General features: G+C 64.5%; 18 protein-coding genes and 1 pseudogene. 11 read left to right on the top strand and 8 right to left on the bottom strand.

Annotation, left to right across the window (positions count from 1 at the left end):
• Positions 1–69: 69 nt before the first annotated feature.
• Positions 70–222, bottom strand: coding sequence for a hypothetical protein (locus FJ940_RS28715; RefSeq protein WP_224518946.1), 153 nt, complete (start codon positions 220–222; stop codon positions 70–72).
• On the opposite strand from FJ940_RS28715, the gene FJ940_RS09995 reads away from it, so the two are divergent.
• On the top strand, positions 221–1,924 hold the full coding sequence (locus FJ940_RS09995) for an ABC transporter ATP-binding protein (RefSeq protein WP_224518947.1): 1,704 nt from the start codon (positions 221–223) through the stop codon (positions 1,922–1,924). The genes FJ940_RS28715 and FJ940_RS09995 overlap by 2 nt on opposite strands.
• A 199-nt stretch (positions 1,925–2,123) precedes the next feature.
• Positions 2,124–3,497, top strand: a complete 1,374-nt coding sequence (gene gltX / locus FJ940_RS09990; RefSeq protein WP_140584338.1) for a glutamate--tRNA ligase — start codon at positions 2,124–2,126, stop codon at positions 3,495–3,497.
• Here the strand turns inward: gltX and FJ940_RS09985 are convergent.
• The 3 genes from FJ940_RS09985 to FJ940_RS09975 all read right to left on the bottom strand — a co-directional run bounded on the left by FJ940_RS09985 (position 3,415) and on the right by FJ940_RS09975 (position 7,953).
• The gene (locus tag FJ940_RS09985) at positions 3,415–4,611 is read right to left on the bottom strand and encodes a DUF2865 domain-containing protein (RefSeq protein WP_140656385.1); all 1,197 of its coding nucleotides are present in this window, start codon (positions 4,609–4,611) and stop codon (positions 3,415–3,417) included. The genes gltX and FJ940_RS09985 overlap by 83 nt on opposite strands.
• A 77-nt stretch (positions 4,612–4,688) precedes the next feature.
• The gene (locus tag FJ940_RS09980; RefSeq protein ID WP_140498933.1) at positions 4,689–7,013 is read right to left on the bottom strand and encodes an NADP-dependent malic enzyme; all 2,325 of its coding nucleotides are present in this window, start codon (positions 7,011–7,013) and stop codon (positions 4,689–4,691) included.
• Positions 7,014–7,173: 160 nt separating this feature from the next.
• Entirely contained in the window at positions 7,174–7,953 is a 780-nt protein-coding gene (locus FJ940_RS09975; RefSeq protein WP_140560907.1) for an SDR family oxidoreductase, read from the bottom strand.
• Between the two features lie 117 nt (positions 7,954–8,070).
• Here FJ940_RS09975 and FJ940_RS09970 point away from each other — a divergent pair, with 117 nt between their 5' ends.
• Positions 8,071–8,886, top strand: coding sequence for a UDP-2,3-diacylglucosamine diphosphatase (locus FJ940_RS09970; RefSeq protein WP_140498929.1), 816 nt, complete (start codon positions 8,071–8,073; stop codon positions 8,884–8,886).
• Positions 8,887–9,015: 129 nt separating this feature from the next.
• Positions 9,016–10,230 carry an MFS transporter gene (locus tag FJ940_RS09965; protein WP_140498927.1) on the top strand — a complete coding sequence of 405 codons (1,215 nt, stop codon included), beginning with the start codon at positions 9,016–9,018 and terminating at the stop codon, positions 10,228–10,230.
• Here the strand turns inward: FJ940_RS09965 and dgcA are convergent.
• Positions 10,201–11,184, bottom strand: a complete 984-nt coding sequence (gene dgcA, locus FJ940_RS09960) for an N-acetyl-D-Glu racemase DgcA (protein ID WP_140656383.1) — start codon at positions 11,182–11,184, stop codon at positions 10,201–10,203. The genes FJ940_RS09965 and dgcA overlap by 30 nt on opposite strands.
• A 77-nt stretch (positions 11,185–11,261) precedes the next feature.
• Here dgcA and FJ940_RS09955 point away from each other — a divergent pair, with 77 nt between their 5' ends.
• From FJ940_RS09955 to FJ940_RS09940, 4 genes are all read left to right on the top strand, one after another.
• On the top strand, positions 11,262–12,449 hold the full coding sequence (locus FJ940_RS09955; protein WP_140498924.1) for an ABC transporter permease: 1,188 nt from the start codon (positions 11,262–11,264) through the stop codon (positions 12,447–12,449).
• Position 12,450: 1 nt separating this feature from the next.
• Positions 12,451–13,269 carry an ABC transporter ATP-binding protein gene (locus FJ940_RS09950; RefSeq protein ID WP_140498922.1) on the top strand — a complete coding sequence of 273 codons (819 nt, stop codon included), beginning with the start codon at positions 12,451–12,453 and terminating at the stop codon, positions 13,267–13,269.
• 14 nt (positions 13,270–13,283) lie between these two features.
• Entirely contained in the window at positions 13,284–14,657 is a 1,374-nt protein-coding gene (locus FJ940_RS09945) for an MlaD family protein (protein WP_140498920.1), read from the top strand.
• Positions 14,658–14,751: 94 nt separating this feature from the next.
• A complete protein-coding gene (locus tag FJ940_RS09940) occupies positions 14,752–15,351 on the top strand; it encodes an ABC-type transport auxiliary lipoprotein family protein (protein ID WP_224518948.1) in 600 nt (199 codons plus the stop codon).
• 32 nt (positions 15,352–15,383) lie between these two features.
• Here FJ940_RS09940 and FJ940_RS09935 read toward each other — a convergent pair.
• Together FJ940_RS09935 and FJ940_RS09930 are read right to left on the bottom strand one after the other, a co-directional pair.
• Positions 15,384–15,999: pseudogene (locus FJ940_RS09935) on the bottom strand (3'-5' exonuclease).
• 97 nt (positions 16,000–16,096) lie between these two features.
• Positions 16,097–22,249, bottom strand: coding sequence for a kinesin (locus tag FJ940_RS09930; RefSeq protein WP_140656380.1), 6,153 nt, complete (start codon positions 22,247–22,249; stop codon positions 16,097–16,099).
• Between the two features lie 272 nt (positions 22,250–22,521).
• Here FJ940_RS09930 and FJ940_RS09925 point away from each other — a divergent pair, with 272 nt between their 5' ends.
• The 3 genes from FJ940_RS09925 (at position 22,522) to FJ940_RS09915 (ending at position 24,673) form a co-directional block, all read left to right on the top strand.
• Positions 22,522–22,890, top strand: a complete 369-nt coding sequence (locus FJ940_RS09925) for an Hpt domain-containing protein (protein ID WP_140525377.1) — start codon at positions 22,522–22,524, stop codon at positions 22,888–22,890.
• Between the two features lie 98 nt (positions 22,891–22,988).
• Entirely contained in the window at positions 22,989–23,309 is a 321-nt protein-coding gene (locus FJ940_RS09920; protein WP_137931040.1) for a 2Fe-2S iron-sulfur cluster-binding protein, read from the top strand.
• A gap of 329 nt (positions 23,310–23,638) precedes the next feature.
• A complete protein-coding gene (locus tag FJ940_RS09915) occupies positions 23,639–24,673 on the top strand; it encodes an NAD(P)/FAD-dependent oxidoreductase (RefSeq protein ID WP_140498912.1) in 1,035 nt (344 codons plus the stop codon).
• Positions 24,674–24,684: 11 nt separating this feature from the next.
• Here FJ940_RS09915 and FJ940_RS09910 read toward each other — a convergent pair whose 3' ends face one another.
• Entirely contained in the window at positions 24,685–26,160 is a 1,476-nt protein-coding gene (locus FJ940_RS09910; protein WP_140656377.1) for an MDR family MFS transporter, read from the bottom strand.
• Positions 26,161–26,347 lie beyond the last annotated feature (187 nt).

The following is a 26,347-nucleotide window of genomic DNA, read 5'->3' as shown; positions in this document are numbered from 1 at the left end:
CTTCGGGCAAGCGGCCATTCATAACCGAACCTCCGCATTCCCGGGCATTGAGCCCCTTGCGCGGTTTTTTCAATTTTCGACCTTACCGGGATCGGGCTTTTTGCGCCCGAATGACATCATGGCTCGTTTTCGAATCGATTTGCGCGCGAGCGCCTTTCGCAGCGTTCTTGGCTTTACTTTCACCCATTGGCGGCGCCAGCCCTGGCGGCTTTCGCTGATCATGGCTGGTTTCCTGCTGTCGACGCTGGCCGATGTGCTGACGCCGCTCTATTCCGGCCGGCTGGTCGATGCCGTCGCCAGCAGCGCCGGCGCCGACGAGATCGCCTGGAATGCCGCGATGACCGCGTTTTCCATGCTGATGGCGTTGGCGCTGGCGGGTGTCGTCCTGCGCAATTTGGCCTTCATGGGGATCGTCGAACTGACGCTGAAGATGATGGCCGACATCGCCGCCGCCGCCTTCCACCGTGTCCAGCGCTTTTCCACCGACTGGCACGCCAACAGCTTCGCCGGATCGACCGTGCGCAAGGTGACGCGCGGCATGTGGGCGTTGGACCTGCTCAACGACACGATCCTGATCGCGCTGCTGCCGTCGATCGTCATGCTCGTCGGCTCGACGCTGCTGCTGGGCTGGTTCTGGCCGCTGATGGGAGCGGTTGTCGCCGCCGGCTCGGTGCTGTTCATCGCTGTCACGGCGATGCTGTCGCTTGGTTATGTCGCGCCGGCGGCCAGGCTCGCCAACACCTGGGACACGCGCCTTGGCGGCTCGCTGGCCGACGCGGTGAGCTGCAACGCCGTGGTCAAGGGGTTTGGCGCCGAGGAGCGCGAGGAGAACCGGCTTGCGAAGGTCGTCGCCAAATGGCGTGCCCGCACGCGGCGCACCTGGGTGCGCGGCACCATCAACGGTACCACGCAAGGGGTGCTGCTGCTGGTGATGAGAGCGGCGGTCATCGGCCTGGCGCTGATGCTGTGGTCGTGGGGGCAGGCAACGGCCGGCGACGTCGCCTTCGTGCTGACTTCTTTCTTCGTCCTGCAAGGCTATCTCAGGGATATCGGAACGCATATCCGCAACCTGCAGCGCTCGATCAACGACATGGAGGAACTGGTCGATTTCCAGTCCGAACCGCTCGGCATCGAGGATCGGCCCGGCGCCGGACCGATCCGCATCACGCAAGGGGGCATCGCCTTCGACGACGTCACCTTCCATTATGGCAGTCACCGTTCGCCGCTCTATCGCGATTTCTCGGTCGATATCGCGCCGGGCGAGCGGGTCGGGCTGGTCGGCCATTCCGGGTCGGGCAAGACGACTTTCGTCAAGCTGATCCAGAGGCTCTATGACGTGAACGCCGGCCGGATCCTGATCGACGGCCAGGACATTTCGGAGGTGACGCAGGCGTCGCTGCGCGCGCAGATCGCCATCGTGCAGCAGGAGCCGATCCTGTTCCACCGCTCGCTGGCCGAAAACATCGCCTATGCCCGGCCTGGCGCCACGCAGGCCGAGATCGAGCACGCCGCGAAGCTGGCGAGCGCGCACGACTTCATCGCCAACCTGCCGAAGGGCTACGGCACGCTCGTCGGCGAGCGCGGCGTGAAGCTGTCGGGCGGCGAGCGCCAGCGCGTGGCGATCGCGCGCGCGTTCCTCGCCGATGCGCGCATCCTGATCCTGGACGAGGCGACGTCGAGCCTCGATTCAGAATCGGAGGTGCTGATCCAGCAGGCGATGGAGCGGCTGATGGTCGGCCGCACCACGCTGGTCATCGCGCACCGGCTTTCGACGGTGCGGGCGCTCGACAGGCTGTTGGTCTTCGATCGCGGCAAGATCGCCGAGGAAGGCTCGCATGACGCGCTGATCCGGCTGCCGGGCGGCATCTACCGCCGCCTGTTCGAGCGCCAGGCGCTCGAATTGACCAAGGGACTTGTCACCTGATCGGGGATGGCCTCCGGCTCTGGCCCGGAGGCCATCCCATCAGGCGCCGGCGGCTTGACGGGCGGGCGGCGCGGGACATGTGATCGCGGGCGGAGCCGCGTCCGCCAAGTCTTTTCATTGCTTGCGCCATGTTCTATGTCTGCGGCACGGCACGGGGGCGCGTCTTGTCAATCACAAAAGCATCCGGTACGCCCCGCTCATGACAGTTACCGTTCGTTTCGCCCCTTCACCGACAGGCCGCATCCATATCGGCAATGCGCGCACCGCCCTGTTCAACTGGCTGTTCGCCATGAACCATAAGGGGCGCTTCATCCAGCGCTTCGACGACACCGATGTCGCGCGCTCGAAGCAGGAATTTTCCGACGCCATCCTTTACGACCTGCATTGGCTTGGCATCTTTCCCGACACCACCGAATACCAGTCGCGTCGCTTCGAGATCTATGACGCGGCGGTCGAGCGGCTGAAGGCGGCGGGCGTTCTCTATGCCTGCTATGAAACACCGGAGGAGCTCGACCTCAGGCGCAAGGTGCGCCGTACGCGCGGCTTGCCGCCGGTCTATGGCCGCGAGGCGCTGACGCTGACGTCGGAACAGATCGCCGAATATCAGGCCGATGGCCGCCGGCCGCACTGGCGCTTCCTGCTGCCCAATTTCACCGGCGATCCGCAGCAGCCGGAGCGCACCGAAATCCATTGGAACGACCTAGTGCGCGGGCAGGAAACCGTCGATCTCGCCTCGCTGTCGGACCCGGTGCTGGTGCGCGAGGACGGCACCTATCTCTATACGCTGCCATCCGTCGTCGACGATATCGAGATGGGCGTCAGCCATGTCATCCGCGGCGACGACCACGTCACCAACACCGGCGTGCAGATCGCGCTGTTCCGGGCGCTGGGTGCCGAGCCGCCGGAATTCGGCCACCACAATCTGCTGACCACCGTTTCGGGCGAGGGGCTGTCGAAGCGCACCGGCGCACTCTCCATCGAAAGCCTGCGCGAGGACGGCATCGAGCCGATGGCGGTCGCATCGCTGGCCGTGCTCGTCGGCACGTCGGAGAATGTCGCCGCCGCGCACGACCTGACCGAACTCGCCAGCCGTTTCGACCCGGCGGCGACCTCGAAGTCGGCGGCAAAGTTCGACCCGGACGAGCTTTTCGTGCTCAACCGGACGCTGCTGCACCAAATGCCGTTCTCCGAAGCGCAGAATCGGCTGGTGGTGCTCGGCATATCGGGCGAGCAGGCGGAACCGTTCTGGCTGGCTGTGCGCGGCAATCTCGACAGGCTGGCCGATGCTGTCGGCTGGTGGCGCATCCTGCGCGAAGGGCCGCAGGAGAAGCCGGAATTTTCCGACGCCGATCGAGATTTTCTTCACCAGGCCATCGATCTGCTGCCCGAGGAGCCTTGGAACGGGACCGTCTGGAAGGACTGGACGGCCAAGATCAGGGAAGCGACCGGCCGCAAGGGCAAGGCGCTGTTCATGCCGCTGAGGCTCGCCCTTACCGGACTGACTTCGGGACCGGAGCTTGCAGATCTATTGCCGCTGATGGGTCGGGAAGGAACGTTGGCCCGACGACCCTGACCTTCCGCTGTTCCGGCGGCAGCGTCGAGACCGGCGATGTGACCGGTTTGACCGCAAGCCGCTTGATGGCGTCGCGGTCCAGCCCGCCTGCGGCGTTTGCCAGCGTCTCGGGATCGGCACCTGGATCGGGTTTGGAGGCAGGCACCGGAATGAACGGGGCGCCCTCCGTTTGCGGCCGCGACTGTTGCTGGCTTGGCGGATTGCCGCCGATGATCTGGAAGTTCTGCGCGGCGTTGCAGCCGCAGGCCGGCGGCCGCGACAGGTTGGGCTGCTTGTAAAGATAGGCCGTCGGCAGTTCGCTGTAGGGTCGGCCGGTGACCGACGATGTCATGTCGGCTGAATCGTCGCCCACGCCGCGCGAATAGAAGACCTGGATCTCGGTGCCGGGACAGCTCGATTCGCAGTTCTTCTGGTCGCGCTCGAAATCGCCGACCGAGGCGGCATTCGACATCGGAAAGAAGTAGCCGTCGCAGGTGCGCACGCAGGTGGTACGGAACTCGCCGCCGACGCCCGGAAAATCCGGTATGCCGGACCGGCCCGGCACGCGGCGGATATTGCGCTCCTCGTCGGGATCGTCAGACTGGTCGAGCGTATCGAGCCGGCGTGTGTCGCCGCCGAACAGCTGGTCGAACAGATTGCCGTTGCCTTGTTCCCGTTTCGCTTCGCGCAAGAGTTCGCGGCGGGGCGCCACCGCGTCCTCGCGGCAGCCATTGGTGTCGAGCGCGGCCAGGATGCGTGCGCGATCGCGCCGCGAACCGCCGCCGGCGAGGCGGGCGCGCTTGGCCTGCAAGCTATCGAGATTGGCGTTCATGCGCTCGATGGTGGCGTTGAACCCAGCGCATTGGCTGACATTGCGGCTGAATAGAGAGAAGCCGCAGCCGGCGCTGCTGGACTGGCCGCGCGCCTTTGAAATCTGCTCGCGTTGCCGGTCGATCGCGGCGTCATATTTCCGGATCAGGGCCGGACCGCCACTGCCGCGCGAGGTCGCGGCAAGATCGGTCTCGAGCTGGCGGCAGACACGCGAGGCGGCCTGCGGCTCGGAGACGGCGGCGCCCGAAAGCAGCAGGCCAAGCAGCACGGCGAGATGCGCCTGCTTCCACCCTTTGCCCATCATCCGCCGAAACCCTGCTTGGTTGTTCGCCGCACGCTACGTGCTCGTGGTTAAACCGCAGTTTACCCCCGAATTGGTGTTCAGCCCAGATCGACGACAGCTTGCGCCTTGTGGGCGGCCTCGACCACCGCCAGCGCTGTCATGTTGACGACGCCGCGCGAAGTCACCGAGGGCGTCAGGATATGCGCCGGCTTGTCGGTGCCGAGCAGGATCGGGCCGACATGCAGGGCATCCATCATGGTCCTGAGCGCTGTCAGCGTGATGTTGGCGGAATCGAGGTTGGGGAACACCAGGAGATTGGCTTCGCCCTTCAGACGCGAATGCGGATAGACGCGCTGGCGCAGATGTTCCGACAGCGCGGAATCGGCATGCATCTCGCCGTCGCATTGCAGCTCGGGCGCGATGCGCGCCAGGATCGCCGCCGCCTGCCGCATCTTGAGCGCACTCGGCGAATCGCGCGAGCCGAAATCCGAATGCGACAGCAGCGCCGCCTTGGGCTCGATGCCGAAGCGCTGGATCTCCTCGGCCGCCAGCACGGTCATTTCGGCGATCTCGTCGGCGGTGGGGTCGACAGAAACATGGGTGTCGGTCAGGAAGATGATGCCGCGTTGCGAGATCAGCATGGACAGCGTCGACAGATCCCGGTCCTTGATGCCGGTTCGTGGCCCGATGATCAGCGTGACGTTGCGCAGGTGCCGCTCGAAACGCCCTTCGAGGCCGCAGACCATGGCGTCGGCGTCGCCGCGCTTCAATGCGAGGGCCGCGATCACCGTGTTGTCGGTGCGCACCATGGTGCGCGCGGCCTCCGTCGTCACGCCGCGCCGGCCGGCCAGCTCGATCAGGAGGTCGACGTAATGGCGGTAGCGCGGATCGTCCTCCGGGTTGATCAGGCCGAAGTCGACGCCGGGCTTGATGCGCAGTCCGTAGCGCTTCAATCGCACCTCGATGACGTGCGGACGGCCGATCAGGATCGGCTCGGCGATGCCTTCCTCCAAAACCACCTGCGCGGCGCGCAGCACGCGCTCGTCCTCGCCGTCGGCATAGATGACGCGCTTGGCGCTCGACGCCTTGGCCGACGAGAACACCGGCTTCATCACCAGGCCGGAGCGGAAGACGAAGCGGTTGAGCTTGTCGATATAGGCGGAGAAGTCGCTGATCGGCCTTGTCGCGACACCGGTGTCGCAGGCCGCCTTGGCGACGGCCGGGGCGATGCGCAGGATGAGCCGCGGATCGAAGGGCGAGGGGATCAGGAATTCGGGTCCGAACACCGGCGTCTCGCCGGAATAGGCGCGCGCGGCGACATCCGAAGGTTCTTCGCGGGCAAGGGCGGCGATGGCCCGCACCGCGGCCATCTTCATCTCCTCATTGATGGCGCTGGCGCCACAGTCCAGCGCGCCGCGGAAGATGTAAGGAAAACACAGTACGTTGTTGACCTGATTTGGAAAATCGGACCGGCCCGTGCAGATCATCGCGTCGGGGCGCGCCGCCCGCGCCACTTCCGGCATGATTTCCGGATTGGGATTGGCCAGCGCCAGGATCAAAGGCTTCGGCGCCATGTGCTGGAGCAATTCCGGTTTCAGCACGCCGGCGGCCGAAAGCCCGAGGAACACGTCGGCGCCCGATATGACGTCGGCCAGCGTGCGTGCCTCCGTGTCCTTCACATAAGGATCTTTCCAGCGGTCCATCTCGTCGGTGCGGCCCTTGTAGGCAACGCCGAACCGGTCGGTGACCCAGATGTTCTCGACCTTGGCGCCGAGCGAGACCAGCAGGTTGAGGCAGGCCAATGCCGCCGCGCCGGCGCCCGAAGTGACGATCTTGATGTCGGCAATGGTTTTGCCGGCGAATTCCAGGCCGTTGAGCACTGCGGCGGCGACGATGATGGCGGTGCCGTGCTGGTCGTCATGGAAAACCGGTATGCCCATCCGGGCCTTCAGTCGCTCTTCGACCTCGAAGCATTCCGGCGCCTTAATGTCCTCGAGGTTGATGCCGCCGAAGGTCGGTTCCAGCGCCGCCACCGTTTCGACCATGCGCTCGATCTCGGGCGCGTCGATCTCGATGTCGAAGACGTCGATGCCGGCGAATTTCTTGAACAGGACCGCCTTGCCTTCCATGACCGGCTTCGAAGCGAGCGGGCCGATATTGCCCAGGCCGAGCACGGCCGAGCCGTTGGAAACGACGCCGACCAGATTGGCGCGCGCCGTGTAGTCGGCCGCGGTCGCCGGATCGTCGCGGATTTCGAGGCAAGGGGCCGCCACGCCCGGCGAATAGGCGAGCGCCAGGTCGCGCTGGTTGCCGAGCGGCTTGGTGGCCTGGATTTCGAGCTTGCCCGGCGTCGGGTGCTTGTGGAAGTAGAGCGCGGCTTCGTCGAGGTCCGAACGTGCCGTTTTCTTGCTCTCGCCGTTCATTCCGGGCCTCCCTGCGATCCTGCGTGCCGCCTTCTTAGCATGCGGCCAAGGTTTTTCGCGACGCCAAATGACGCAATCGCCATTCACGTTGACGAAGCAGGGATAATCAATCTGTTTCAACAGCTTGGCGGAATTCCTTCGACGCCGGCGCTACCGGGTCTCAGAAGGCGCTGACATAGAGGCCGCCGTCCACCGGTATGTTCTGGCCGGTCAGGTAGCCGGCATGGACCGAGCACAGGAAGGCACAGATCTGGCCGAATTCCTCCGGCGTGCCGAGCCGCTTGGCCGGCACGTCGGCACTGATGCGCGCCTTGCGGGCGGCTGCCGCGGCCGGGTCTTCAACGCTGCCGGCCTCGTGCGGACCGCGCAGCCGGTCGGTATCCAGCTTGCCGGGCAGCAGGCTATTGATGGTCACGTTGCGGTCGACCACCGTGCGCGCCACGCCGGCAAGAAAGGAGGTCAGGCCGGCGCGCGCGCCGGACGACAGATCAAGGCCGGGGATGGGGACATAGACCGATAGCGAAGTGATGTTGACGATGCGGCCAAAACCGCGCACGGCCATGCCGTCGATCACTGCCTGCACCAGCTCGATCGGCGTCACCATGTTCTGGGTCACGCCTTCGAGCATCTTGGCACGATCGAGCTCGCGGAAATCGCGCAGCGGCGGGCCGCCATTATTGTTGACCAGTATGTCGGGTTCGGGGCAAGCGGCGAGAAGCGCCTTCTGCACCTCGGGCTTCGATACGTCGCCGACGACTTCCGTGACGGTCACGCCGTAACGCTCGCGCAGCTCCGCAGCGGTTTTGGCCACCAGCTCGGCGTTGCGCCCGTTGACGACGACGTCGCAACCAGCCTCGGCCAGCGCCATGGCGCAGCCTTTTCCGAGCCCCTTGCTCGAAGCGCAGACGATGGCCTTCTTTCCGCGGATGCCGAGATCCATGACGATTTCTCCTGTGATTCGCCGGCAGGCTAGCTCTTGGGCTGGACCAATCGCAACCGTCATACGGTTGTTGCATGAATCGGGGCATAGGCTCGCGAAAGCAACGGTGAATTCGCGATGTCCGGCCAAGAGCCCCGCACGTTCCGCAGCATGTTCATCTCCGACGTCCATCTCGGGTCGAAGGCGGCAAAGGCCGATTTCCTGATCGATTTCCTTAGACATCACGATGCCGACATCATTTATCTCGTCGGCGATATCGTCGATGGCTGGCGCCTGAGGCGCAGTTGGCACTGGCCGCAGAGCCACAATGACGTCGTGCAGAAATTGCTGCGCAAGGCGCGCAAGGGCGCCACCATCACCTACATCGCCGGCAACCACGACGAATTCGCTCGCCAGTTCCAGGGCGTGCATTTCGGCGGCATCGTCGTAGCCGACCGCGCCATTCACGAAACCGCCGACGGCAGGCGGCTGCTCGTTATTCATGGCGACCAGTTCGACACGGTCGTGCACAATCAGCGCTGGCTCGCCTATCTCGGCGACCATGCCTACGACGCCGCCATGCAGGTCAACCGTGTGATCACCCGGCTGCGCCAGCTGCTCGGCCTGCCTTACTGGTCGTTTTCGTCCTGGGCCAAGGTCAAGGTCAAGAAGGCGGTGAATTTCATCGGCTCGTTCCAGACGGTACTCAGCGACGAGGCGCGGCGCTCGCATGTCGACGGCGTCATATGCGGTCATATCCATCATGCCGCGATCGAAAGCTATGGCGACGTTCAGTACATCAACACCGGCGACTGGGTGGAAAGCTGCACGGCGGTGGTCGAACATTTCGACGGCCGGATGGAAATCCTGACCTGGGCGCATGTCTTGCCCGAGGCGCCGGACGAACCCTTCATCCCGATGCTGATCGAGGACCGGGTGGTGCAGGCCGCCTGACTGCGGGTGCCAGGCACAGATTCCGGTGTTAATCGATTAGGCCAATCGGTTTCGTCCGGTTTTTCCTCATGTTAAGGGTCAATCCACACTGCTCGCCGTTCGTGGACGGCAGCGTTATTGGATCGATTCATGCCGCTGCCGCCGCTTTCACCCGAACAGCTCGTCAAGCCTCGCCATTTCGAACTGCGCATGAGCCTGATCTTCGCGACATTGTTCGTGTCGCAGGGCACGCATCTGCCCTACTTCCCGCTGTGGCTGCAGGCGAAAGGTTTTCACGCCGAGCAGATCGCCGTCATCCTGGCGGCTCCGATGTTCCTGCGCGTCGTGACGACGCCGCTGCTCACCGCGCTCGCGGACCGGGCGAGGGACCGCGCCGACGTCTATATCGCGCTCGTCGCGGCATCGATGATCATTTCCGCCGGCTATTTTCTGCCGGCCTCCTACGCCGTCGTGCTTGCGGTGTCGCTGGCGCTGACGATCGTATGGACACCGCATTCGCCGATGGCCGATTCGCTCGCGCTTTCGGGCGTGCGCCGCTTCGGCTCCAACTACACCAGCATGCGCAAGTGGGGTTCGATCTCGTATCTCTGCGCCAACGTGGCCGGTGGTTTCATCCTGACCGCGGCAGGGGCGCAAGCCGTCCCGGCGATCATTTTCGCGGCACTGGGTGCCGCGCTCTTTGCCGCGCTGCTTGCGCCGCGTCTTGGCCGGCCGCGCCTTGCCTCACCGCTTTCGGCCGCGGAGATCCAGCACTCGGCACCAAGTCTCTTCAATGCCTATTTCGTCTATTTCACCCTGGGTGTCGGCATCCTCACCGCCAGCCACGCCTTCCTTTACGGCTTCGTGTCGATCTACTGGAAGTCGATCGGCATCGGCGACACCGTCGTCGGGCTTCTGTGGGCGTGGGGCGTGGTGGCCGAAGTCTGCATGTTCGTGTTTTTCAACCGCATATTCGCCTCCGTGTCGGTCGTCAGGGTGATGGTGATTGCCGGCATCGGCGCGGTCGTGCGCTGGATCGCCTTTCCGCTGATCTGGCCGCTTGGCCTCGGCGTCGCCGGGTTTTTCGGCGTCCAGACCCTGCATTCGGTGTCGGTGGCCATGGTGCTGATCGGCCTGCAGAAAATGATCGGCGAAACGGTCTCGGAAGAGCGCACCGGTGCCGCACAGGGCGTCGCCTATTTCTTCAACGGCTTCTTCATGGCCGCCGTGACGCTCGCCTCCGGCCCGCTCTACGACCGTTTCGGGGTCGACGGCTTCCTGGCCATGATCCCGATCGCGATCATCGGCCTGGTGCTGGTCGGACTCGCGGCGCGCTCAGCCCCAAAGCGCCGGATCGGGCGGTGAAACCAAGGATCCCTCATAGGCGAGGCCGGGCACACGATCCCGCGCAAGCAGCAGCGGTCCGTCGAGGTCGACGAAATCGGCGTCCTGGGCGAGCAGCACCGCCGGCGCCATCGCCAGCGACGTGCCGACCATGCAGCCGACCATGACGCCGAAACCCAGTTCGCGGGCGCGGTCGCGCAGCACGAGCGCCGCCGTCAGCCCGCCCGACTTGTCGAGCTTGATGTTGACGGCATCGTAGAGACCGGCGAGCGCGGCCAGATCCCCCGCCTCATGCACGCTCTCGTCCGCGCAGATCGGCACCGGATGCGCGATGTGGCGCAGGATGCCGTCATGGCCCGCCGGCAGCGGCTGTTCGATAAGCGCGATGCCTTGCTCGGCGGCAAAGGCGAGGTTCGCGGCGATGGTGTCGTCGTTCCAGCCCTCGTTGGCGTCGAGGATGATGCGGCTGCCGGGCGCGGCCTGCCGGACCGCGCGGATGCGCGCAATGTCGTTGTCGCCGCCGATCTTGACTTTGAGCAGCGGGCGCGCCGCGTTGGCACGGGCCTGCGCCGCCATCGCCTCGGGTTCGCCCAGCGACAGCGTGTAGGCCGTCTCGAGCTGATGCAAAGGAGCCGGCCAGACTACGTCCGCCACCGCCTTGCCGCTGATCTTGGCTTCCAGGTCCCACAAGGCGCAATCGATGGCGTTGCGCGCCGCGCCTGCCGGCATGGCGCCGAGCAGGGCTGTCCGGTCCATGCCAGCAGAGATTTGCCCGCGCATGGCCTCTATCGCGGCGCGAACCCCGTCCATGGTCTCGCCATAGCGTTTGTACGGCACGCATTCGCCACGGCCCGTGTAATCGCCTTCGCTGATCGTGCAGGTGATCACTTCGGCTTCGGTCTTCGAACCACGCGAAATGGTGAAGGTGCCGGCGATTGGAAAACACTCGGCCTCGACCGAAATGACACGCGCCATAATTTTCTGCTCCGGCTGTGCGAGAAGGGTCGTCGGCAAATCGACAAGGCCGGACCCGTCAGGCTAAACAGGACGCCATGTTGACCATCGGCAAGCGCGACGCAAGCGGCAAGACCGCCTCGGAGGCTGACCACGAACCGCGCGTGTCGGTCGGTGAGGAAGCAGGCGTTCTCGGCTGCGCCTTCTCGGGAATCTGGACGACGCGCACCGTGGCCGCGATCGACGCAGAGATGCGCAAAATCGAGAAACGGAGCGGTTTCAATACCTTGGCGCTCGATCTTTCGCATATCGAGAAGATCGATACCGCCGGCGCCTGGCTGATCGACCGCCTGGTCAGCGCTTTCGAGAAGAAGGGCGTCGAGGTCAGGTTGCAGGGCCAGAGCGACGTTGCCTCGATCCTGCTCGGCGCGGTCGGCGATGCGGTGCGGCGCGAGCCCGAATCGGGGCCGGTCGGGCCGCCCAACATCGTCATTCGCACGCTGGAGGCGGTCGGCCGCCGCGTCTACGAAATGCGCGACGATTTTCTCGCCTCGATGAACATACTGGGCGCCACGATCCGTGGCGCGCAGATGAAGCTCGGCCGCGGCCATGCCGTCAATCCGGCGGCGATCTTCAACCAGATCGACCGCATGGGCGTCGGAGCCATTCCGGTGGTGGTGCTGATGTCGGCGATCGTCGGCGCCATCGTTGCCCAGCAGGGCGCCTACCAGCTCAGCTATTTCGGCGCCGACATCTTCGTCGTCGACCTCGTCGGCGTGTTGATCCTGCGCGAACTCGGCGTGCTGATGACGGCAATCATGATCGCCGGCCGCTCGGGCAGCGCCATCACCGCCGAAATCGGCTCGATGAAGATGCGCGAGGAAGTGGATGCGCTGAAGGTCATCGGGCTTAACCCCATCGGCGTGCTGGTCTTTCCGCGCCTGGTGGCGCTGGTGATCGCCCTGCCTTGCCTGACCATCATCGCCAATTTTGCCGCACTCGGCGGCGGTATCCTCGCGGCTTGGCTCTATTCCGACATCGCACCCGCCGCCTTCATCGATCGGCTGCGCGTTGCCATCGACCTCAGCACCATTTTCGCCGGCCTGATCAAGGCGCCGTTCATGGCCATGATCATCGGCACCATCGCCTCGGTCGAGGGCATGAAGGTCGGCGGCAGCGCCGAATCGCTTGGTCAGCACGTGACCGCCTCGGTGGTGAAATCGATCTTCGTCGTCATCATCCTCGACGGGCTTTTCGCCATGTTCTATGCAGCGATCGAGTTCTGAAATGGCGATGGGAAACGGCATCGAGACCAGGGCCAAGGAGGGCGCGGATGACAGCGAGGTCGTGCTTTCGGCGCATGACATCACCGTTTCCTTCGGCGACAACCTGATCCTCGACAAACTGTCGCTCGATATCTGGCGCGGCGAGATCCTCGGTTTCGTCGGCGCTTCGGGCGCCGGCAAATCAGTTCTGCTGCGCACCATCCTTGGTTTGACGCGCAAGCAGTCCGGCACGATCAAGCTGTTCGGCGTGGATATCGAAAAGGCCGACGATGCCGAACGGCTGCGCATCGACATGCGCCTTGGGGTGCTGTTCCAGCACGGCGCGCTGTTCTCGGCGCTGACGGTGCTGGAAAACGTCCAGGTGCCGATGCGCGAATATCTCGACCTGCCGCGCAAGTTGATGGACGAACTGGCGATGCTCAAGGTCGAACTGGTCGGGCTGCCGCCGGACGCGGCGCAGAAATTCCCGTCCGAGCTGTCGGGCGGCATGATCAAGCGCGCGGCACTGGCTCGCGCGCTGGCGCTCGATCCCGACATCGTCTTCCTCGACGAGCCGACCTCGGGCCTCGATCCGATCAGCGCGGCGGAATTCGACGAGCTGGTGGTCAAGCTGCGCGATACGATGGACCTGACCGTCTACATGGTGACCCACGATCTCGACACGCTTTTCACCGCCTGCGACCGCGTCGCCGTGCTCGGCAAGAAGAAAGTGCTGGTCGAAGGCACCATAGACGACATGCTGAAGAGTGAAGAACCGTGGGTAAAATCGTATTTCCGCGGAAAACGAGCCCGGCAACTTGATCTTGCCGCGCGCGCATAGCCATAAGTGAAGCAATGGAAACCAGAGCCAACTACGTTATTGTCGGCATCTTCACGCTGGTGGCGATCCTGGCGGCGTTCGGCTTCGTCTATTGGACGGCGGCGATCGGCGACAAAGGCGAGACCACATTGTTGCGCGTGCGCATCCCTGGCTCGGCTTCCGGACTTGGCCGCGGCAGCTTCGTGCTGTTCAACGGCGTCAAGGTCGGCGACGTCAGGCGCGTCTATATCGATGTCGACAATCCGACGGTCGCCATCGCCGACACCGAGATCGACCGCATGACGCCGATCACCAAATCGACGCAGGCCGATATCGGCCTGGCCGGACTGACCGGACAGGCCAATATCGAACTCAAGGGCGCCGACCCCAAGGAAGTAAAACTTCTCGACCAGGCCGAAAAGGAAGGCAAGGTCGCCGAGATCGTGGCCAACCCGTCGGCGGTGACCAATCTTTTGCAGACGGCGCAGAACATCTTCACGCGCGCCGACACGGTACTGACGCAGCTGGAGGGGTTCACCAAGGATGTGCGCGGGCCGCTGACGCAGACCGTGCAGAATGTGCAGACGTTCTCCGACGCGCTGGCCAGGAATTCCGACGGCGTCGACAAGTTCCTGTCCGCGGTCAGCGCGCTGTCCGATGAGCTGAAGGGTGTCTCGGGCAAGCTCGACGGCACGCTGAAGGCGGCCGAAGGGCTGCTCAATGCCGTCGACAAGGACAAGATCAAGAGCATCGTCGCCAATGTCGATACGGTGACCGGCAACCTCAAGGAAACGTCCAAACAGCTCGATGGCGTGATCAGGAATGTCGATACGGCCGTGGGATCGGTCAATGATTTCGCCAAGCAGACACAAGGTACGCTGGCCAAGGTCGACGGCGTGCTCGACGGCATCGATCCGGCGCAAGTGCGCACGGCTCTGGCCAACATCCAGAAGGCAAGCGAAAGCGCCGACAAGGCGGCCTCGGACATCGCCAAGGTGACCGGCAAATTCGCGAACAGGGCGGACGACATAGACGAGACGATCAAGGATGCGAGGCAGCTCGCGCAGCGGCTCAACGACGCCTCGGTGCGCGTCGACGGCATCCTGGCCAAAGTCGACAAGCTGCTCGGTTCGGGGCAGGCGGACGGCGTGATGGCGGACGCCAGGGACACGCTGAGGTCGTTCAAGCAGGTTGCCGATACGCTGAATTCGCGGCTTGGCGTCATCACCGACAATATAGCCCGGTTCTCCGGCCAGGGCCTTTCGAATGTCGAAGCGCTGGTTCAGGACAGCCGCCGTTCGATCAGCCGCATCGAGGAGGCGGTTACCGACCTCAGCCGCAATCCGCAGCGCATCCTGTCGGGCGGCGAGGGCGAGGTTCGGCAGTACGATGGCAGGGCGCGGCGTTGACTTCGGTCTCGGCTCGCCGCAGAAACAGTGTCTGCATCCGCGGGTTGTTATTACAATCCAGGGATAGTGAGGCCGGGGACAGCAGGGATCGCGCGTGAAGTCGACGATTGTGTTCAGATCGGGCGTGGCCTTGCTTGCCTTGACCCTTGCCGGTTGTGCCGCGCTGCCGGGCGGCGGGCCTGCGCCGCTTGACACATTCGAACTGTCGGCGCCGTCGGTCGAGGCGCATGGCCATAGCCGCCGCCAGATCCTGATCGCCCAGCCGTCCGCGCTCAAGGCGCTGGACAGCCAGAACATCGTCATAAAACCGTCCCCGCGCTCGATCCAGTACCTCAAGGGCGCGCAATGGGCGGACCGGCTGCCGCTGATCGTGCAGGCTCGGCTGGCCGAGACGTTCCAGCGCTCGGGCAGCTTCGCCGGCGTGGGCAAGCCGGGCGAGGGACTGGCGATCGATTACCAGGTCATCGTCGAGATACGTTCGTTCGAAGTCCGTGTCGACGGCGGCGATCATGCCGAGGTCGACCTGTTCGTGCGCATCCTCAACGACCGCAATGGCGAGGTGCGTGCGTCCAAGAGCTTTACGGCGACCGCGCCCGTCTCGGGCAGCGGCAACCAAGGCTATGTCGGCGCGCTCGATGCTGCCTTCGGCGACGCGGCCAAACAGATCGTGCGCTGGACCGATTCGGCGATCTGAGCGGCGATGCCGGGTGGGCGCCAGCCACCAGGCTACAAGCGGTCGAAGGCGTCCGGCCGCAGCTTTCCGGTCTTCATCAGGTGCTGCAGGGTGTAGGCTACGGACAGCGCGTCATCGAGCGCATCGTGTCCCTGCAATGGCGGGTGTTGAACGCCATAATAGTCGGCAAGCTTGTTGCTCGGCGTTCTTGCCAGGTCCTCGATCGGCATCCCGGCCGAAGATCAGCAGCTTTACGGCATTGTCAAAGCGGGCCGCCGGGATGGGAGCAGGAATGCCTGCGATATAGCAGCTGATGGCTATCATGTTCAGTTCGTCCTTGCCCCAGGACCAGAATCGCGCCCCACCCGAGAAACGATCGATGTCAACAAGGGCTTCTCCTAGCGCGACCCCCTCGATCTCCAGCTTTTCTTCTGTGATGCCAGTCAGCTCGGTGAAGAAAGGGTCGAGCGCGTATCTCCTGCCAAACCGGTCGATCGGTCTGACATAGGCCTTGTGCGTGCCCAGGACGGGAAAGTCGTCTTCGAGCCCAAGCCTGACCGCGCCGATCTGCGCGATGACCGGGTCGGGATCGTGGGCCGCGCACCAGAATCTGCGTTGCGAGCCCTCAAGGCAAAGAAACTCGCAGTCGAATATGATCGCCGTCTTCACAAGTCAGAGATCCAGTTCCGGATGCGACGTCCACCCTTCCAAGCCAAAAGGCGGGAGACAAGTCCCCCGCCTTTTTTCATTCGCTGTCTGCCGCTGCCTAGTGCAGGCGGCCGCTGGCGTGGGCCAGCATGGTGTAGACCTTGCCTGTATCCGAGGTCAGGTAGGTCTGCGCCATGATGTTGTCGCGGTCGTTGCGCGACACGTCCTTCAGCAGCTTCTCGAAATCATCGCAGTAGCGGTCGACGGCGGCGCGGAACTCTGCCTCCGTCTGGTACTTGCGACGGATCTCGTCGAACGTCTGCTGGCCCTTCAACGTATAGAGCCGCCGCGTGAACACGTCACGCTCGCCGCGCCGGTACCGGTTCCACAGTTCGATCGACGCATCGTGATCGATGGCCCGTGCGATGTCGACGGACAGCGAGTTCAGCGATTCCACGACGTGAAGCGGCGAGCGCTGGGCAGGGGCGGCGCGCGGCGCTTCGGCGGGTGTTGCCGGCTTGGCTTCGTCCTCGCGTGACGCCCCGCTCAGGAGATCGCGCACCCAGCCGCCCTGTTGCGTGCGGGCACCGGCGTCGGGACGCTGGCGCGGCGCCGTGTCGGCGGGGCGCTCCAGGTCAAGCGTGCCGCGTAGCGCCGTGCCGCCCGACGGCGCCTGCGGCGCGCGAAGTTCCGGCTGTGGCGCGGGAGCGCGGCGCGGCGGCTCTGCCGCGCGGGGCGCTGCCGGGGCTTGCGGCGCCGGGCGCAGATTGCGCGATTCCAAGGGCTCTCCACCACTGCGGCCGGACTTCGCAACGATGTCCGAAAGCTCCTTCAGGGCGTTGATCTGCTCGGAAACCGCGCGGCGGATGGCCGATGTCGATTCCTTGGCCTCTTCCGGCATCTCGATGACGCCCTTCTTGAGCTCGGCGCGGGTGAGGTCGAGCTCGCTCTTGATGGCGCCGGCGGTGCGGCGCATCTCCTCGGTCGCGTCGGAGAAGCGCTTGGTTGCCGAATCGACGACGTCGGTGATGGCGTTGCGGATCTTGTCGGCCGATTCCAGCGTCCTGCCTTCCGCATTTTGCAGCGTCTGGCCGACCAGATTCTCGAACGAGCGCATGACCCTTTCGAGATCTTCCGACTTCTTGACCAGGCCGACAGCGAGATCCTCGAGCGAAGACTGCCTTTCTAGCGTGTGTTCGAGGTTGCTCTGGGCCGAGCTCAGGAGGTCCGAAGCACCGGCGAGCAGGCGGCTGTGTTCATCGAACTTGGTGGCGATCGACGCGACCTCGCGCAAGGTCGACGACGACAGTTCCGTCAGCCTTGTCGTGTTCGAATCGACCAGCCTTGCCGAGCTGGCGAAGGTCTGCGCCGCTTTCTCGGTGGTTGCCGCGAAGCTTTGCGTGCTGCCGGTCAGGCGTTCGTCGACCTGGCCGAGATTGGCCGCGGCCTGTTCGATCAGCTGACCGAGCTGCGCGCTCGACGTGGTCATGCGGCCGATCAGGTCGGCGACACTGTCGGATAGCGACGAGCGGGCACCTTCGACCGCCGACAGGGTCTCTGCGGTGCGGCTGGCGAGCGCGTTGACGAGGGCTGCGTTTTCGCTGCGCAGCTTCTCGGCGGCACGTTCGGTGACCTCTTCCATGCTCTTTTGCAGTTCCGAGCCGCCCTGGGCGAAACGCTCGACCAGCGGCCGCGCGGTCTCGTCGAGGATCTTCGACATCTCCGCCGACCGTGCCGCAAGCATGGTGTTGAGCTCGCGGGTGTTGGCGCCGATCGTCTTGGCGGCGTCGTTGGTGCTCTGGCCGATATGCTGGCCGACCGCGGTGAAAGTCTCCGCGATGACATTGGCGCGCGACACGAGTTGCGCTTCGGCGCTCGACACCTGCTCGTTGAGCTTCTGGCCCATCGTCTCGGCGGTATGGGCGAGCCGGTTCTCGACGCTGGCGATCTGCTCTTCGACGCGGGCGGCAGCCGTTGCCGCGGTCGATGCGAGCCGCTCGTCGGCGCCGGCGAGCGCCTGCTCGATTTCACGGGCATGCGCGGCCAGCTCCTGGCCGGTCTGGCGCGCACGGTCGGCGACCCTCTGCTCTGTGCTGGTGAAGGCGCCAACGATGCTCTCAGCATGTTCGCCGATGGTCGAGGTGCTGGCGGCGATGCGGGAAACCAGTCGGTTGTCCGCATCATCGAAGATGCGGGCGATTTCGGAGGCGCGGCCTGACAGCGCTTCCGAACCTTCGGCGATGCGCGAGACCAGGTGCTGGTCGGCGGCGTCGAAGATGCGGCCGAGATCCGCTGCACGCGCGGCAAGAGCTTCGGCCGATTCGCCGATGCGCATGCCGAGCCGCTGATCGGCGCCTTCGAAATTGCGCAGGATATCGCCGGCGCGGGCGGCCAGCGACTGTGCCGTTTCGACGGCCCGGGCAACCAGCTTCTGGTCGGCCGCGTCGAAGGTGCCGGCAATCTCGCTCACCCGAGCCGCCAACTGGTCGGCGGTCTCCTGGGCGCGGGCGGCCAGCTTCTGGTCGGCCGCGTCGAACGTGCCGGCGATTTCGCTTGCACGGGCGGCAAGCTGATCGGCGGTTTCATGGGCTCGCGCCAGCAAGGAACTGGACGCATCGTCCGCGCGGGCAAGCAAGGCGCTCGACGTGTCTTCCGCACGGGCGTGGAGACGGCGATCCGCCTCCTCGAAGGTGCGGGCGATGTCTTCGGCTCGAGCCAGCAGGGCGGCCGAGGTCTGCTCGGCGCGCTCGGCGATCTTGCGATCCGCATCGGAGAAGGCCTGGCCCGCCTGCTCATGCAGGACGCTGGTGACTTCCAGGACCTTCTCGCGCAAGGCGCCGGCCACGAAGACGGCGCTCTTCTCGAGCACGTTGCGCACATTGTCGACGCCTGTCGACAGCGCACGCTCCATGGTGCCCGCACGCTCCTCGATGATGCCGGTCTGGCGACTGAACGCCTGCTCGATCTTGTCCACGTCGGCGGCGATCGCAGCGGAGATGTCGGTGCTCCTGGCCGCGATCTGGTCGATGTGACCCGACAGTGAACGATCGATATCCTTGCGGGTCTCGGCGAGCCTGCCGAGATCGTCTTCCAGCGCGCGGCTCAGCACGTCGCGGCCTTCGGCCAGCTTGCCGACATGTCCGGCGATGATGCCGTCGAGATCGCCACGGCTCTCCGACAGCCTCTGCAAATCGGCCTCCAGCGCGCGCTTGAGGATGTCGCGGCCTTCGGCCAGCTTCTCGACCTGGCCGGCGACAAGGCCGTCGATGCTCGAGCGGCTTTCGGCCAGCTTGGCGAGATCGTCCTCGAGTGCCTTCGACAGCACCGAACGCTCCTGGACAAGCCGCTCGGAGTGGCTATTGACCAGTCCGTTGACGTTTTCCAGATCGTCTTCGAGTGCCTTCGACAGCGCCGAACGATCCTGGACAAGCCTTTCGGAGTGGCTGTTGACGAGAGTGTTGACGTTTTCGAGGTCGGCTTCGAGCGCCCGGGCGAATTGTCCCCGATCTTCGACCAGTTTCTGGGACTGGTCGGCGACGGTGTTCTTGATCGTATTGAGATCGGCTTCCAGCGCACGGCGCAGGATGTCGCGGCCTTCGGCCAGCTTCTCGACCTGGCCGGCCACCAGCCCGTCGATGCTCGAGCGGCTCTCGGCCAGCTTGGCGAGGTCCTCCTCAAGCGCTTTCGACAAGGTCGAACGGTCCTGGACCAGCTTGTTCATGTGGTCGGCAATGACGCTGTTCACGTTCTGCAAGTCCGCCTCGAGAACCCGCGACAGCTGCCCGCGGTCCTCGGCCAGCCTCTCGGACTGGCTCGATATGACGCCCTTGATCGCGTTGAGGTCGGATTCCAGCGCCCGCCTGAGAATATCGCGGCCTTCGGCCAGTTTCTCGACCTGACCGGCGACCAGGCCGTCGATGCTCGAGCGGCTCTCGGCGAGCTTGGCAAGGTCGGCTTCAAGGGTCTGCGACAGCAGGCTGCGATCCTCGGCCAGGCGGCCCGAATGGTCCTCGATCAGCCCGCGTATGCTGGACAGATCGTCCTCCAGCGAACGGCCGAGCTGCGAGCGGTCTTCCGCCAGTTTCGCCGAATGCGCCTCGATGAGGTCCTTGATGCCGGCGATGTCGTTCTCCAGCGCCCTGGCGAGTACCGCGCGGCCCTCGGCGATCTTCTCGACCTGACCGGCGACAAGGCCATCAATATCGGCGCGCGTGTCCACGAGCTTGCCGAGGTCGGTTTCGAGCGCGCGCGAGAGAATGTTGCGGCCCTCGGCCAGCTTGCCAACATGTCCAGCAACCATTTCGTCAATGATTGTACGGGCTTGCACCAGCTTTCCGGAGTCTTCGTTGAGAGCCTGGGAGAGCCGGTTGCGGCCTTCTTCCAGCCTTTCGAGGTGGCTGCCGAGCGAAGCGTCGATGGCAGCGCGCGATTCGTTGACCTTGCGCAAATCTTCTTCGAGAGCGCGCGCGATCAGGCTGCGGCCTTCGGCCAGCTTCTGCACCTGGTCGGTTACCGCAGCATCGATGCCGGCACGGCTCTCGGCGAACTTGGCCAGATCGGCCTGCATCGCGGCCGCCATGCGCTCGCGGCTCTCGGAAAGGCTGCGGCTGTGATTTTCGACCGCTTCCTCTATGCCCACGCGGGCATCGGCAAGCCGCTGGATATCGGCATCGAACGAGCGCGAGACGACGTGGCGCGCCGCTTCCATGCGTCCGGCGAAATCGCTGGCGCGCGCTTCGAGCATGGACGAGGTCGACGTGACGATATCGGCCATGTCGGCGCCGATCTGGGTCTTGCCCTGGTCGATCATCGCCGTCAGCGTGTCCTTGCTCTCGGCGAAGGTGTGGGCGATTTCGCGCGCGCGTTCGACCAGCGTTTCGTTGATCTGCCGGGCACGGGCTTCGAGTGCTGCGTTGAGCTTCTGCGTGCCGGTGTCGAGAGCCTCGGCGCGGGTCTGGAACTCGCTGATCAGCGCCTGGCCGCGCTCGGCGAGCGTGCGCTCGATGCCGTTGAGGCTGGCCTCGAATTCCGAATTGAGTGTGCGCGCGGCGCCACCAAGCAGCGACACCATGCCGTTGGTGCGATCGTCGAGCAGGTCGGTCAACGACCGGGTCAGGCCGTCTGTCGTGTCCGTCAGCTTGGCGATGCGCGTGTCGAGCAGGCTGGCGAAAGCCTCGCCGGAAGTCGAAAGCTTGTCGGTTATGGTGTCGAGCCGTCCTTCCACCGAATCGAAGATCGACAGCGAACTTTCGTTGATGCGGTCGATAAGCGTGTCGCCGGAATTGGTGATGGTCATCGACAGTTTGGTCGATGCATTGAGAATGCTGTCGCGGATGAGGTCGCTGGCAGCGCCGATTTCGTCCTTGAGGGTGTCGTGCGCGCCGGCGATCGAAGCGCGAACCCGCTCCGCATGGCTGACGACCGCCTCGCGCTCGCTGCCGAGCCCGTCGACGAGCGAGCGGATGCGGGTTTCGTTTTCCGAATAGGAGCGCTCGATCTGGTTGACCTCGCTGTGGACCAGCGTTTCCAGTTCGACGGCGCGGGCCAGCGTGCGTTCGATGCCTTCGCCCATGGCGGCCACCTCGCGGCGGACGGCCTGGCCGATCATCATGACGCGATCCTGGGCCATGTTTTCCGGCTCGGTGAGGCGGAAGGCCACTTCCGTCATCGACTGGGCGGCGATGCGCATGTCCTGCGCGCGGCGAATCATGGCGGCGAAGGCCCAGAACAGGATGACCGGCACGATGGCCGCGACAGCAAGGCCGATCAGTTCGGGACGGGCGAAGAACTGGTCGAGCGTGCGGATCCTCCAGATGCTCGGCCCGAAGAGGAGGTTGGCCAATCCGCCCGCGCCGGCGATCCAGGCCAGCGAAACGAAGGCGATAACCCAGTAGATCGTGTTCGAGGCGCGCCGGTTGAGGCTGTGCAGAAGCGTCTTGTAATCCTTCTGACGATCGTCATTGGCCGGCGAGAAGCCGGCGGGCTGACCGCCATTGCGTGTTTCGACGGGGCGCAGTTCGGCGGGTCTGGTCTTTGGCGCGGGATTCGCGGCCTGGGCTTGGTTGACGACGGGTGCCTGCGTCTGATTGCGTCCCTCGCGCGCCAATTCGTCGGCGGCCTGGGATATCTGCGCTTCCAGATCTTCCATCGAGGCCGCGATATCGAGGTCGCCGCTGCCGGTGTCGCCGCTGAGGTCGAGATCGAGTGCCTTCTCGAGTTCCCTGGCCACATCGTTGTCCAGAGATCTGGTCGTCGTTGTTTTCTTCGCCATGCCTTCGCTACCCTGTACTAGCTGCCGCGGGCTTATGATTTTGGTTGTCGCACCCACGCGCAGGAGGCTGAAAATGGACCCCTCGTATCGTAATGACACAGGGGGGTAAAGAAAACATGCATTCCGCGGGATACGTAAAACTTTAAATATAAGGTTAACGGAAGCGTGATTCCGGCGCCGCTTTCGCAACATTTTTTCCGGCCATCCATTAACCCGTTGTCCATTGGATTCGCCTAGTTTTTCAGGCGGCCGAAGAAGCGGAGTTCGAGTTCATGCGTGGCGAAAGCGGCATTGCCTTCTCAATGCCCGGGGGCGATGTATCGGGAACGAGGCGGTCCCGACCGGTCGATTTGGCACACCTTGCGCGGCAGACGATGGGCGACCGCGGCCTCGAACAGGAGGTGCTGGCGCTCTTTGTACAACAGGCGCTGTCGGTGCGCGACAGGATAGTCGATGCGGACATCAAGGACCGGCTGCTCCTGGCGCACGGCCTGAAGGGTTCGGCGCGTGGTGTCGGGGCCTTTGCCATTGCCGATTGCGCCACCGAGATAGAACGGCAGCCGGAAGACAGCCAGACGCTTACGCGGCTCGGCAAACTGATCGACGAAGTGCGCGATTTCATCGCCGCCATCAACCGCTAGACCCGTTTGCGGAAAAACGTCACCGAGCGGCGCTTTCTCGCCGCAGTTGACTTGTGTGCCCGAGTGATTATCTCGGCGGAAACTCCCTCAGGTGACAAATGACCAAACTGACCTTCATTGCCCATGACGGCACACATTTCGACGTGGATGCCGAGAACGGCTCGACGGTCATGGAAAACGCCATCCGCAATGCCGTGCCGGGTATCGAAGCGGAGTGCGGCGGCGCCTGCGCCTGTGCAACCTGCCACGTCTATGTCGACGAGGCCTGGACGGCGGAAGTCGGCGAGCCGGAAGCAATGGAAGAGGACATGCTGGACTTTGCCTACGACGTCCAGCCGAATTCGCGGCTATCGTGCCAGATCAAGGTGCGCGACGCGCTCGACGGACTGGTGGTGCGGGTGCCCGAGCGCCAAGGCTAAAAGCCGATTTTTGCCCGAGGCAATGAATCCGGGCAGGGGGGTCCTTGGGGGCCGGCTGTTGACGTCGCCTTGAATGGAAAACCCGCCTGTGCGGCGGGCCTCCGGCGCAACTCAACACCATAACCAAATATCTACCATAGTTGCGGGCACCCCCTCAAGAAAAAATTCCTATCTTGGGAGATGCCGGCCATAAAAAATTGCCGGCGCAGCCGGACTGGCGGTCGTCCAGCCTTTCTTAATTCAGTTCGCAGCTCTGATTTTTGCCGCCACCGCTTGGCAGCAAGCCGATGGTCATGCAGTCTCACGCCAATCCAGCAGCGAGGCGCATCATGACCGGCATCACCAGGACAGACGTACTCATTGTCGGGGCAGGGCCGGTCGGGCTGTTCGCCGTGTTTGAGCTAGGCCTGTTCGACATGAAGTGCCACCTGATCGACATTCTCGACCGGCCCGGCGGCCAATGCGCGGAACTCTATCCGGAGAAGCCGATCTATGACATTCCCGGCTGGCCTTCGATCTCGGCGCAAGGCCTGGTCGACAAGCTGCTCGAGCAGATCGCGCCGTTCAAGCCTGATTTCACCTACAATCGCATGGTCTCCAGTCTCGAGAGACTGGAGGACGGCGGCTTTCGCGTCACCACCGACGAGAATGAGGTGTTCGAGGCCAAGGTGGTGGTGATCGCCGCCGGCGGCGGCTCCTTCCAGCCAAAACGCCCGCCCATCCCGGGCATCGAACCCTATGAGGGCAAGAGCGTCTTCTATTCGGTGCGCCGAATGGAAGATTTTCGCGGCCACGACCTCGTTATCGTTGGCGGCGGCGATTCAGCGCTGGACTGGACGCTCAATTTGCAGCCGGTGGCAAAAAGCGTGACGCTGGTCCACCGGCGCCCGGAGTTCCGCGCCGCGCCCGACAGCGTCAACAAGATGTACGCCATGCAGGAAATGAAGCAGCTGGATTTCCAGGTCGGGCAAGTGACCGGCTTGACCGGCGCCGACGGCCAACTGTCGTCCGCCCTGATCAGGGGGCCGGAGGGCGACATCGAAATTCCCTGCACGCGGATGCTGCCCTTCTTCGGCCTGACCATGAAGCTCGGACCGATCGCGGAATGGGGGATCAACCTTCACGAGAACCTGATTCCGGTCGACACCGAGAAGTTCCAGACGTCGGTCCCGGGCATCTTCGCGGTCGGCGACATCAATTGGTATCCCGGCAAGCTGAAGCTCATCCTGTCGGGCTTTCACGAGGTCGCGCTGATGGCCCAGGCCGCCAAGCGCATCGTCAGCCCGGGCGAACGCATCGTCTTCCAATACACGACCTCGTCGACCAGCCTGCAGAAGAAGCTCGGTGTGGCGGAGGCCTCCTGACGCGTATCGCTTCAGTCCGCCAGCACGGGGGCCTCGGGATGGCCGCGCAGCGGTTTTTCGGGCATCAGGCTGAGCGTCAGCAGCGCCATGATCAACATCACCACGGCGGCGACGAAGATCAGCCCGAAGGCGGCAGCTTCGGCACCGGCGCCGGTCGCCTGCGCGCCTTCGCCCGCCAGCGGCAGCCCGTTGCCCAGGGCGACCGCACCGAGGATAGCAACGCCGAGCGCGCTGCCCAGCGAGCGCAGGAACGTCAGAACGCCGGTGGCGACGCCAAGGTGCCTGGGGTCGACTGCGTTCTGGACAGACACCGTGGCCACCGGAAAGGTGGTTCCGCTGCCGAGCCCGACGCATGTCGTCAGGATCTCGACAACCAGCAGCGAGGCGTGCCCCGCCACCAGGCTGAGGACGCCGAGGCATAGAACGGCGAAGGCCAATCCGAAGATGGCGATCCGCTTGTAATGGACGAAACGCGGAATGGTGCGCCCGCTGAATGTCGCGCCGGCCACCGTGCCAAGCATCAGCCCCAGGAGGGCGGTGCCGGATTCGCTTGCCGACAGGCCGATGACCGACTGGAGATAGACCGGCAAGTAGACAGACAGGCCGATATTGGCCGCCTGCAGAAGGAACATGGAGAGCGTGCCGGCAAGGACGATCGGGTTGCTCAGCACCTCGAGCGAAATCAGCGGCTCGGTTGCGCGCAGCAGCCGCAGCGCAAAGGCGCCCCACAGGACCAAGGAACTGGCGACGAGCCCCAGGATCTCCGTCGATAGCCAGGGGTATTCGCTGCCACCCCAGTTCAGCGCCAGAAGCAGCAGGGCCGTGGCGGCGACGAGAAGCAGCGCGCCGAGCCCGTCGATGCGATGCCGTCTTGCCGCGACCGGCAGCTTGCGCAGCGGCTTGTTGATGATGGCCATGGCCAGGATGCCGAGCGGAATGTTGATCCAGAAGATCAGCGACCAATGGAGATGTTCGGCGAACGTGCCGCCGAGCAAGGGCCCGGCGATGCTGGCGACTGCCCAGGTGCCCGAGATCCAGGCCGCATAGCGTGCCCGCTCGCGTGGCGGCACGAGGTCGCCGATGACGGTCTGCGCCAGGGCGAAAAGCCCGCCGCCGCCGGCGCCCTGGATCGCGCGGCCGATCACCAGCACGAACATGTTGGGCGCCATCGCACTGACCAGCGAGCCGGCGAGGAAGATGAGGATCGCGCCATAGACGGTCGGCCGGCGGCCGTAGACGTCGGAGATCTTGCCGTAGAGCGGCGCCATGGCGGTTGCGGTCAGGAGATATCCGGTCACGATCCAGGGCAGGTACTCGGCGTGGCCGAGCGCTCGCGCGATGGTCGGCATGGCCGGTGCCACAATGGTCTGGTCAAGTGCTGCCAGCAGCATCGACAGGAGAACGCCGCCGATAATGGCGTTCTTTTCGCTTTCCGTCAGCGGCGCGCTCGCGGCCGCCACGGCCTGATTGTCGACAGCCTGGTCCATAATCTTTCGTCCATATGCTTGCGCGCGCCGTCCGGTGCGTCGGCTGGGCTAGCCGGGTTGCATCCGCGGCGCGATCGGTCGTGATGCTCGTGTTTGAAAGGTCGTGCCCTTGCCAACCCCTGATATGTCGTCCCGTATAGGCCGATTTCGACCGTTGCCCGGAAATTTTTCGAAGCTGGCACTACGC

Origin of the sequence: Mesorhizobium sp. B2-3-7 (genome assembly GCF_006442695.1) — a bacterium.
In the GTDB taxonomy this organism is placed as follows: Bacteria; Pseudomonadota; Alphaproteobacteria; order Rhizobiales; family Rhizobiaceae; genus Mesorhizobium.
Note: the sequence above shows the minus strand (reverse complement) of the source record. Positions and strands in the feature narration are given on the sequence as shown.